Source organism: Actinomadura rudentiformis (genome assembly GCF_008923185.1).
Lineage (GTDB): Bacteria > Actinomycetota > Actinomycetes > Streptosporangiales > Streptosporangiaceae > Spirillospora > Spirillospora rudentiformis.
In genome coordinates, this window is sequence record NZ_WBMT01000025.1 from 176,153 (window position 1) to 186,316 (window position 10,164).

At 70.7% G+C, this 10,164-nt stretch carries 13 protein-coding genes; 7 read left to right on the plus strand and 6 right to left on the minus strand.

What is annotated here, in order from left to right:
- Positions 1-226: 226 nt before the first annotated feature.
- From F8566_RS41605 to F8566_RS51910, 5 genes are read right to left on the minus strand one after another with little or no spacing between them, the layout of a single operon-like run.
- Positions 227-526 carry a LysR substrate-binding domain-containing protein gene (locus F8566_RS41605; protein ID WP_225993995.1) on the minus strand — a complete coding sequence of 100 codons (300 nt, stop codon included), beginning with the start codon at positions 524-526 and terminating at the stop codon, positions 227-229.
- Positions 523-1,518 (minus strand): cation:proton antiporter, encoded by a 996-nt coding sequence (locus F8566_RS41610; protein WP_318836474.1) that lies wholly within the window; start codon positions 1,516-1,518, stop codon positions 523-525. Before F8566_RS41610 ends, F8566_RS41605 begins: the two co-directional genes overlap by 4 nt.
- The gene (locus F8566_RS52735) at positions 1,415-1,828 is read right to left on the minus strand and encodes a cation:proton antiporter (RefSeq protein ID WP_318836472.1); all 414 of its coding nucleotides are present in this window, start codon (positions 1,826-1,828) and stop codon (positions 1,415-1,417) included. The genes F8566_RS41610 and F8566_RS52735 overlap by 104 nt, the downstream gene beginning before the upstream one ends.
- A gap of 7 nt (positions 1,829-1,835) precedes the next feature.
- On the minus strand, positions 1,836-2,075 hold the full coding sequence (locus F8566_RS51905) for a cation:proton antiporter regulatory subunit (RefSeq protein ID WP_225993996.1): 240 nt from the start codon (positions 2,073-2,075) through the stop codon (positions 1,836-1,838).
- Complete coding sequence (locus F8566_RS51910) at positions 2,076-2,318, minus strand: hypothetical protein (protein ID WP_225993997.1); 243 nt, start codon at positions 2,316-2,318, stop codon at positions 2,076-2,078.
- Positions 2,319-2,533: 215 nt separating this feature from the next.
- Here F8566_RS51910 and F8566_RS41620 point away from each other — a divergent pair, with 215 nt between their 5' ends.
- A complete protein-coding gene (locus F8566_RS41620; protein WP_151568453.1) occupies positions 2,534-3,262 on the plus strand; it encodes a class I SAM-dependent methyltransferase in 729 nt (242 codons plus the stop codon).
- A 13-nt stretch (positions 3,263-3,275) separates the two neighbouring features.
- Here the strand turns inward: F8566_RS41620 and F8566_RS50475 are convergent, their stop codons facing one another.
- The gene (locus F8566_RS50475) at positions 3,276-3,674 is read right to left on the minus strand and encodes a recombinase family protein (protein ID WP_192810127.1); all 399 of its coding nucleotides are present in this window, start codon (positions 3,672-3,674) and stop codon (positions 3,276-3,278) included.
- An 854-nt stretch (positions 3,675-4,528) separates the two neighbouring features.
- On the opposite strand from F8566_RS50475, the gene F8566_RS41630 reads away from it, so the two are divergent.
- The 6 genes from F8566_RS41630 (at position 4,529) to F8566_RS41655 (ending at position 10,101) form a co-directional block, all read left to right on the plus strand.
- A complete protein-coding gene (locus tag F8566_RS41630; RefSeq protein ID WP_151568455.1) occupies positions 4,529-4,774 on the plus strand; it encodes a hypothetical protein in 246 nt (81 codons plus the stop codon).
- Between the two features lie 309 nt (positions 4,775-5,083).
- Positions 5,084-5,272, plus strand: coding sequence for a hypothetical protein (locus F8566_RS41635; protein ID WP_151568457.1), 189 nt, complete (start codon positions 5,084-5,086; stop codon positions 5,270-5,272).
- 292 nt (positions 5,273-5,564) lie between these two features.
- Positions 5,565-6,773, plus strand: a complete 1,209-nt coding sequence (locus F8566_RS41640; protein ID WP_151568459.1) for a PucR family transcriptional regulator — start codon at positions 5,565-5,567, stop codon at positions 6,771-6,773.
- Between the two features lie 186 nt (positions 6,774-6,959).
- Complete coding sequence (locus F8566_RS41645; RefSeq protein ID WP_225993998.1) at positions 6,960-8,210, plus strand: DegT/DnrJ/EryC1/StrS family aminotransferase; 1,251 nt, start codon at positions 6,960-6,962, stop codon at positions 8,208-8,210.
- 71 nt (positions 8,211-8,281) lie between these two features.
- Entirely contained in the window at positions 8,282-9,175 is an 894-nt protein-coding gene (locus F8566_RS41650) for a family 3 encapsulin nanocompartment shell protein (protein WP_225993999.1), read from the plus strand.
- Positions 9,172-10,101 (plus strand): sulfotransferase, encoded by a 930-nt coding sequence (locus F8566_RS41655; protein WP_151568461.1) that lies wholly within the window; start codon positions 9,172-9,174, stop codon positions 10,099-10,101. The genes F8566_RS41650 and F8566_RS41655 overlap by 4 nt, the downstream gene beginning before the upstream one ends.
- The last annotated feature ends 63 nt before the right edge of the window (positions 10,102-10,164 follow it).

Here is a 10,164-nt window from a genome sequence, read left to right on the forward strand (position 1 = left end):
CCGAAGACTAACCCCTGCTCCAAGGGTCCCAGGCATACGTGAGGGCTCAGCGAACCCAAGGGTTATTCCTCATATGAACGGCCGGTGGTCAGCGATCGTGCCCGGGTCCATCCGCCAACCAGGCCGTCGTCGCTGGCCATCGTGGTGCCGCGGGTACCGGGGCAGTGCACTTATTCGGTATTCACCCGTCAGGATCGTGCCCCATGACGCAACCCCTGAGGGATCGTCATCTGACGTCGAGGCAGCAGCGCACGAAGTCCTGAACGACGGGATCGGTATCGGCGGCGGGCGGCCAGGCCACGCCTACCTGGCTGGGGCCGACCCCGGTCACGGGACGGTAGGTGATGCCGGGACGGGCGTAGAACCGCGTGCAGGACTTGGGAGCGAGGGCGATGCCGTAGCCGTGGCGATCGCGTTCAGCCAGTCGTCGGCCTGGTCGGTGACGGCGCCGATGCGCGGCGGGCGGCCGTCGCGGCCGTTTGTCCACCCCGACGTGACGTGCCGGCTGGTGGGCGGATTGGGTCATCTTCGGCGGGCACCCCCGTCAGGCAGGTCGTCCAGCGGGCGATCCTCACCCCCGAGGCCGTTGCCCTCGTCATCGCGCTCGTGGTGGGATCCGGCCTGGTTGCCGCCAGGACCGGGAACCTCCTGGAACCTGGTGGTGCGGCGTGCCCGCGCGGTACGCAGGGTGCGGGCCGCCGGTTCGGCGGTGCGCGCCAGCAATGGCCCTGCGACGGCGAGAATGAGGACGAATGCCGCGGCCAGGGGCCCCAGTTTGGGGTTGATCCCGGCGGAGACCGCCAGTCCGGCGATGACGATGTTGAACTCACCTCGCGGGACCAGCGCCGCCCCGGCGCGCATCCGGCCGGTGGTGCTCACTCCGGCTCGCCGCGCGGCTATCCAGCCCGAGGCCAGCTTGGTGACGATCCCCGCCACCGCCAGCAGCGCGGCCACCCCCAGCACCGGAGGCAGATCGGCGGGGTCGGTGTGCAGGCCGAAGAAGACGAAGAACACCGCCGCGAACAGGTCCCGCAGCGGTGCCAGCAGTTCGCGGGCGGTGTGCGCCAGCGGCCCGGACAAAGCGATGCCGACCAGGAATGCCCCCACCGCCGCCGAAACCTGCAGCTGCTGCGCCAGCCCTGCGACCAACACCACCAGTCCCAGCACCTTCAGCAGCAGCACCTCATCGCTGGGGCTGGCCACAAACCGCTCCACCAGCCGCCCGTGCTTGAGGGCGATGAAAAGAATCACCGCGATGGTGGCGGCCGCGATCCCCAGCGTGGTGGCGCCTGCCAGCAGGGAGGCCCCGGCCAGCAGCGCGGTCAAAATGGGCAAGTAGGCGGCCATCGCCAGGTCCTCAAACACCAGGATCGACAGCACCGCCGGCGTCTCGCGGTTGCCCAGCCAGCCCAGGTCACCCATCACCTTGGCGGTGATCCCCGACGAGGTCACATAGGTGACGCCGCCCATCGCCACGGCCGCGACCGGGCCCCATCCGAGCAGGAATGCCGCGATCACCCCGGGCGCGGCGTTGAGCACCAGATCGGCCAACCCTGAGGGCGCCGAGGGTCCGCAGCGTGCCGACCAGCTCCCCGGCGGTGTACTCCAACCCCAGGGTGAACAACAGCAAGATCACCCCGACCTCGGCGCCGATCGCGACGAAGTCCTCGCTGGCGCCCAGCGGCAGTACCCCACCGGAACCGAACGCCAGCCCCGCGATCAGGTACAGCGGGATCGCCGAGACCGAGAACCGGTTGGCCACCGCGCCCAGCAGTCCGAGCGCCAGGATGATCGCACCGAGTTCGATCAGTTGGATCGCACCATGCATTGCCGTATCACCCACTGGCCAGGATGTCGGCGACGGCCGCGGTGCCCTCACCGGTGCCGACCGCCACCACCACGTCCTCGGCGGCGAACACAAAGTCCGGGCGCGGGCTGGCGATCACCTGACCGTCGGGGACCACCGCCACGATCGAGGCACCGGTCCGGGCACGTGCCTGGGTGTCACCCAGACTGCGCCCGTCAAAGGGGGAGCCTGCCGTTATCGGGGTCTGCTCGGTGACGAGCCCTTCCACCTACCGGTGCAGTTCGGCCAGCCGTTCCACCACACGCCCGGTGTCCAGCAGTTCGGCCAGCGCGTTGGCCTCCTCACCGCCCAGCGCCACCGACAACACGCGCGTGTCGGGGTCCTCCTTGTCATAGATCACCAGGTCACGGCGGCCGGTGTGGTGCGACACCACACCCACCTGGCGGCCCCGGGCCGTGGGGAACACATGCCGCAGGCCGACCCCCGGCAACGATGTCCGCTCGACGTCCATGACCCCTCCTGGTGAACTGGTCGCCGCCCCGGAGAACATCACCGTCCCCAGACCTGGGCGCGCGTATCGCCTGGTGACCAGGCTTGCTGCCGGGCGACCACCTGGCGGGTCATGATCCCAGAGCCGTCCCATCGCCCGTCAAATCAGTACCTACACGGCAGAACCGATGACCGAAGGACGTTGGACCACCAACCGGGTGGTGAGATCGTGAACAGGTGGCACTGCCGCGCACACCCAGCCACCAGGAACAGACCGCTTCGGCCGCCCAGCTTCCCCGGCCTGCACCACCCTCGCACGTCGAACCACCGTGCCCCTTCGACGCCTGGGCCAGCACCTACGACAGCAGTCTGCTTCAGTACCTCCTCTACCGGCCGGTCCACCAAGCCGTCCTGCAGCACGCCCACCAGCACCAACCCAACCCGGCCCGGATACTGGACGTAGGCTGCGGGACCGGACATTTGCTGCGATCGGCCGCACAGACCTATCCACATGCCGACCTGGCCGGTATTGATCCCTCGACCGAGATGCTCGGCCGAGCCGCACAGGTCATGCCCGCCGCTGCCATCTGGTTCGCGCGCGCCCGCGTCGAGGCTCTGCCCTTCCGCGACGCCACCTTCGATCTGGTGCTCAGCACCCTGGCCCTGCGGCACTGGCACGACGCCCGGAAAGGCCTCACCGAGATCAGCCGCGTCACCACCCGCACCGGCGTCGTCGTCATCGCCGACGTGCTGCAGCCGCCACCACGCCAACACAAACCCCGCCGGTGGACGCCCCAGTGGCCCCGGTCGGCGCGCCACCGCGACCAGATGCCCGTGCCCGCCGGCGTTCACCACGCCGTCACCGTGGCCGGGCTAGAGCCAGACCACCTCGAGCTCATCCACCTCACCATGCCGATGACCACGACCACCCTCATCGTCGCCCGCCGCCGCAGCGCCGTCCGTTGACTGACAAGTAGGCTCAGTGTCCCTGAACTGCAGGGTCCTGCGATCCGTGGACCTGCGCGTTCTTGGTGTGCCCGTTGCCGCCCGGATGATCGAGGTTTGGGGATGCCGCGTGCCGGGCCGGTCTTATCCCACCGCGCCTGGTCCAAAGCCCGTTGCCGGTGGGGATGATCAGGTCCTTGCTAATGGACTCCACCGACTCACCCGCAGCCCGGCGGCCCGGCGGCGAAGGACTGTGGATCATGTCGTCGGTGAAGACGACGGGGCGGCAATTGCGGGCGGCGGCATCCAGCCCTTCCAGCGTGGCCTCGCGGATGGTCTCGCGTTCGGTTTCGGCCATGGCGGCGAAGAAGGCGAACAACAGCGTCCCAGGCCCGGCCGGGTCGTAGATTCCGGTCAGGGGTCCGGCGAGCATCTCCAGGATCAGGCCGTGTGGTCGGTGGTCGGGCCAAGGCGGTGAGTGTGGCGGCGTCGCGGCACCAGCCGCTTCATCTCATACACCGTCCGGATGACGCGGCAGCGCGGCGCGTGCACCTTGATCTGCCGGGCGGTCGCCGGAGCCTTTCGAGCGGGGGGCAGAACTTGACGCGGGTGGAGATCTTCTCTGAGAAAGATCTTGTCGCGGCTGATGCCGTGTGCGGCCAAGGCGCCTAGCGGGACTGCAGTTCCTAGGTGAGTGAGGAACAGCGGCATATCCGATGCGAATGCCGGAGCCGCGGTCGGCGGGCGTCATCACGCGCAGCCGCTTGGAGAGCCAGAGCACTTTGGTGGACCGGCCGGTGGGGTAGCTGCCGGCGACCGTGCCCGACCGTGATCGGCAACGCGCCAACATCCTGGCCCAACCCGGTATGAAGGATCCACCTGGAGCTGGTCCGCTATGCCATCCGCACCGGTCTCATCGAACCCTGACGCCGCCCGACGTCCAACACCCGCCCCACAAGCGCTGATCGGCCACTTGCGTGTCCCGCCTGTCGAGCTCTCGGGCTGCCAGTGGCCCTGCGGTGTGCCGATCCCGTTCGGCACCCATGTCCCCGGCCACCCCGCGGTGGGATCCCCAGCGGCTACAGGGTGCCCCTCCGGCAAATGGGTGTCGCCCCCGATGGTGGCCGCCGCCGCGACCGCTCATGGTGGAAGAGAACCCAGAAGAACTACTTCCTGTCCCTGCGTCACCGGCGGTCAGATCACAGTTTGTTGGCCCACCGGCTGACGCGGACGGCGGGGGCACGGCCGTGATGACACCACCCATCCACTCACCACCAGGAGCTAGCAATGACGCTGGACCCAGACGAGCTGCGTGCGCTCCGAGCGCTGGAGCACCACGTTGAACAGGAAGACCCCGTACTAGCCGCCCTGCTCGCCCAAGGACGCTCGTACCGAAAAAGGCCAGGACTGCACCCGCCCTACTGGCCTGCGTCATCAACCGTCGACGTCCGCACATGGATCATGGCATTCACCGTGATCGGATTCCTGTTCGCGTTCGCCATGGTCGGACTCACCCTTAGCCAAGGCGGGTGAGCAGCAACGCCCACACCGGGCGCTCTCCGGAAGCTGCCGCACTCAATGCCCGGATCGACGCCGCCTACCGCGCCAAGTACGGCGCCCTAGCCCAACCGACATAGACCCGATGGTGCCCGCGTCGGCAGGCCGCACGAGGTCTGATCACACAAGCGAGTCTCATGTGCGGCTAAGCACATCTGGTGAGCGGCATCGGCCGCGGGGCCTGGCGCCGGGAGGGTGCCAGATGCCTGGCCCCAGCCCGGTCCGGTGGGCGCCTGCTCACCTCGGACATACTCCGGCGTCGTCGTGGCCGGTGGAAGCCGGGCGATGAGCCTGACTTGCGGAGGCCAGGCTCCCAGCGACCGGCAGCGCTTCTCAGCCAGGGCCGGCGCTGTCTGGATCGGCTTGACCGATCTTGGTGATGGTGGCCTGGGCTCCATGGTGTTGGGGCCGGTCATGGTGCGGACCTCGGTGTCGCAGGCGTACCAGTTCGGCGTGCTGGGCGGCCAGACGTGAGATAGCCGTGATCTTGAACGCGGTCAGTTCAGCGATCGTGGCCGGCTCGCCCTCCGGCACCGCCGGCTCGACCAGCGCGCTGCGCGTCCATCGCATCGGCGACACCATCGCCGTCCGCGACTGACGGCCGCCCGGGGATGACCGGTTCCGGCCACCCGGCGCGTTGATCTGATCACCTGGCGTGTTCGCTGCGTGCGGCACGGCTGTCGCGCTGCGTGCATGGACGGGACGGACGCGGCAATCGCAAGGTGGCCCTGTTCCGCATCAGGACGCGTGCCACCGTGGAGTTCCCGTGCCGAAGTCTCCCGTACTGCCCGTTGCCCTCGATCCCGATCTCGACCTCGATCACCTCGTCCGGGCGATCGCCGCCGACGCCGCCCCCGCGCTGGCCTCCTCCCTGCATTCCGCCGGATCCCGCTACGAGTGGGAGGAGATCGTCCCCGAACTGGTGCGCCGCCTCCTGGAGGCGGCGGTCGCCGGTGAACCCTCCGTCCACGACCGCAGGCGGGTCGTGGACGTCGCCCGCCGGTGCGCCCGCGACTGGGTCCCGCTGCAGGAACTCGAACACTGCTGCCAGATCGTGCTCACGGTCCTGTTCCGCCACCTGTGGAACGTGGCAAGACCGCGTGCGGCGCAGGACCTGCTCGGCATCTCCGCGGGGGCGGCGCAGATCCTGCCGCGCGTCACCACCATGCTCCGCCGCGCCTACATCGACGAGATGGGCAGGACCGGCGGCCGTACCGTGGCCGACCTGGTCGTGACCACGCTGTGGAACGGCGGCGACGTTGCCAGCGTGGCGCGGGTGGCGGGCACCGGCATGCCCGGTTCGTGCGTGCTCGCCGCGCTCTCGCCGGTCGTGCCGCCGGATGAAACGGACGCCGAGCCCGTGCGGTTCGGGGCGGTGCCTCCGGGGGTGCTCGGCCAGCTTCCGGCGGGCGGGATGTGCGCCGCGTCCCCGGACCGGGAGTGGCTGATCGCGCTGCTGCCCGCGCCGCACGACGAGGACCCCGAGAGCCGTCCCGCGGTCCGCAACGCCGCCATCCGGCTGGTCGCGGCCTGTCACGCCGCCTACGGCCGCGGGTTCGTGGCCGGGCTGGCGGCGGTGACCCGCGACGACGCCAAGGCCGCGATCGAGGAGGCCATCGGGATCGGCGGACTGCTGGCGAGTCTCGGGGAGCATGACCAGGTCGCGTTCCTGACCGACGCGGCCGTCGGCGTCGCCTTGGCGGGACGCGGCGACCTGCGTCACCGGCTGGAGTCGCGGCTCTCCGTGGTGCGTTCCCACGAGCAGTTGTGGGAGACGCTGCGCACGCTCTACCGTAGCGACCTCGATCGTGGGCGCACGGCCCGTTCACTGGGCATCCACCGCTCGACTCTCGACTACCGGCTGAGCCGGGTCGAGGCGCTCGCCGGTGTCTCGCCGACGAGCGTCCAGGGCATCCTGCTCTATTCGGCCGGGCTCTATTCGGCCGAACTGGGCGACGACGACCCCGCTCTGTGAACGCGCCGCGACGGGGCGAGTGCGGATCAGTCAAGTGTCGAAACAACGCCTGACAATTCCGTCAATTTGCGAACGTTCCAGTCGACGTGGGCTGGACATCCTCTACATACGCTCGGCGCTGCCACCCGGGTGACGGGCCGCCGATCGGTGGCCGCCCGGCGTGCGCCGACGAGTGGAGGACCTACCGTGTTCACCAGTCAGGAGGCACGACTCGCCGTCGAGGGAGGGTCTCCGGTCCGGACCGGACCGTGGCCCACCTACGACAAGGGCGACGTCTTCATCAGCACGGAGGACGAGGCGGCCGTGACCGAGGCCGTCCGTTCCCGCCTGTACTTCCGATACGACCACCGGCCCTATCCCGACACCTGTACCGGCCGGTTCGAACGCCGTCTCTCCCGCTACTTCGGAACCGCCCACGCGCTGGCGTGCAGCAGCGGTACGACGGCCATCGCGCTGGGCCTGCTGGCCTGCGGGCTGGAGCCGGGCTCCCCGGTCGCCTGTCCCGCGTTCACCTTCGCCGCCACGCCGAGCGCGATCCTGCTGGCCGGGCACCGGCCGGTGCTGGTGGAGTGCGACGCCGACCTGCACCTGGATCTCGACGACCTCAAGCGGGTGCTCAGCGAGGGCGTCAAGGCCGTCGTCGTCGTGCACATGCGCGGGTTCGCCAGCGACATGCCCGCGATCTGCGACCTGGCCGACGAGTGGGGAGTGCCCGTCATCGAGGACGCCGTGCCCGCGCTGGGTGCGCGCATCGGCGACCGTCACCTCGGCACGTTCGGCCGCTTCGGGGCCTTCAGCACGCAGTCCGACAAATCACTGAACACCGGCGAGGGCGGCTTCCTGCTCACCGACGACGAGGAGGCGCACGCCCGCGCCGTCGTCTACAGCGGCGCGTACGAGAACCGTATGAACCGCCACTTCGAGGGTGAACCGCCCGCCGTCGACGACCTCGCTTACCCGATCTTCTCGTTCCGGATGGACGAGATCCGGGCCGCGCTCGCCGACGCGCTCCTCGACAGGCTCCCGCGGCGGCTCGCGCTGCACCAGCGCAACTACGGACACGTCGCCGAACGCCTGGACGGCGTGGACGGCATCGCGCTGCGCCGGCCGGTGGCGTCCGGCGCCTATCTCGGTGAGGCCCTGGTCTTCCGCCTGGAGGGCGCGACGCCCGAGCAGTGCGCGTGGTTCGCGCGGGCGTTGTGCGCCGAGGGCGTGGACGCGCGGGCGCTCGGCGACCGCGGTGACAAGAACGTGCGCTCCTTCTGGAACTGGCGCTTCCTGCTCGGCCCGGACGCGGACGCCGCCCGTGCGGCGCTGCCGCAGACCACCAGATATGTGGGGGAGGCCATCGACATCCCGCTGTCGGCCAACCTCGGCCTGGACGACTGCGACGACCTCGTGACCGCCGTCCGCAAGGTGCTGTCCGCGCTCGCTTGAAGCCCGCGCGCTCGCCTGAAGCCTGCGCCGCTTGAAGCCCGCGCCGCCTGAAGCCGCCTGAAGGAGACCGCATGCCCGTGCCGACCGTCGCCCAGACCGTCGCCCCGCCGATGACCGCGGACCCGGCCGCCCCCTCGCCCGGCCGTGAACTGGCCGCCGCCCTCGCCGCCGCGCGGCCGGACGCTCCCGTGGTCGAACTCGACCTGCCCCTCACCCTGACGACGACCTTCCCCTTCTTCACCGCCCGTCCCCGCTACACGGTCCGGCATCTGCTGGGCAGCCGCGACCTCGCCGGGGAGGACCAGGCCTGGCACGTCACCGAGCCGGTCCGGTCCGACACCCCGTCGCGGTCCGGCGTCTCGTACGCCTCCAGCCCCGAGTCGGCGTTCGAACCGCGGCTGGAGAACGCCGGGGTGACCGAGGTGCGCGTCTCCGTCGCGCTCCCCGAGGGGCTGACTGGGCATCCCGACCTCTTCGCCGCCCACGTCGACCGCCGCGTGGTCGTGCGGCTCTGCACCGCGGAGAACGAGGTGCTGCTGCACGGCAGCGCCGACGAGGCCGTTCCCGGGCTGCTCAACGTGCGCGGCCGCCGGACCGCACGGGGACGCGGGCGCCTCGCCGACGACGTGGCGTGGGCCGCCGCGCTGGTCGAGGAGACCGGCGGGTCCTGCGACGGCATCGTCGTGCACCCGGACGTCTACTGGAGGCTCACGCTGGACGGCCGCCTCGCCCACCTCAACGCCGTCGGCGTGCGGGTGTCCCGCACCCGCATGATCGACCGGCACCAGGCGTTGTTCGGCGACTTCCGCGCCGTCGCCACGTTGCTCGACCCGGCCCGCTCCCGGCTAGTGCTGCGGCGCGGCGACGGCGGACCCGACACCGTCGAGGCGTCCTGCCAGGTCGGGCTGGCCGTCCACCTGCCCCAGCACCTGGTGCTCGCCGACCTGGGGGAGGCCCTCCGGTGAAGGTGCTCTACATCACCGGCTGGTGCCGGTCGGGCAGCACGCTGCTCGGCAACATCCTCGGCGAGCTGCCGCGCGTGGCCCACGTGGGGGAGCTGTCCTACCTGTGGTCCAACGGCGTGCTCGGCATCGGCACCAACCCCACCTGCGGCTGCGGCGAGGACCTGCGCGCCTGCCGGGTCTGGGGCAAGGTCCTGTCCCTCACGGCCGCCGACGAGACCGCGCTGCGCGAGGTCGCCGCCGAACGCGTACGACGTCATCAGGCCCACCTGCGCACCCGGCATACGCGGCGCCGGCTCGCCGAGGCGCGGGGGCGGCCGGTCCAGGACGCCGACGTGCGGGAAACCCTCGCCGCGATGACCTCGTTGTACGAGACGGCCGCCGAAGTGCTCGGCGCCGACGTCCTGGTGGACAGCTCCAAGTTCCCCGCCGAGGCCGCCGCGCTGTTCGGGCTGGACGGGATCGACGCGTACGCGCTGCACCTTGTCCGCGACCCGCGTGCCACGGCGTACTCGTGGCGGCGCGCCAAGGCCTACATCCCGGCCATGGACGTCCGCCGCAGCACCGCCTACTGGACCGGCTTCAACATCGCGTCCGAATGGATCGGCGAGGCCTTCCCCGGCCGGTACCGCAGGCTCCGCTACGAGGACTTCGCCGCCGAGCCCGCCCGCGTCCTCGCGGCGCTCGGCCGCTGGGCGGGCCTGCCCGGCACGCCTCCGGTGACCGCCGGCGGCGTGGCGACGCTCGGCGAGAACCACACCGTCACAGGCAACCCCGACCGTCTCCAGCGCGGCGAGGTCCGGATCCGGCCGGACAACAGGTGGATCCGGGGCCTGCCGCGCGGGGAGGCCCTCACCGGCACGGTGATCGCCGCGCCGCTGCTGGGGCGGTACCGCTACCCGCTGCTCCCGGCCCCCACCGGAAGGTGACCATGGATCTCGGACTCACCGGAAAGATCGCCCTGGTGGCCGGCGGCGGCAGCGGGCTCGGCC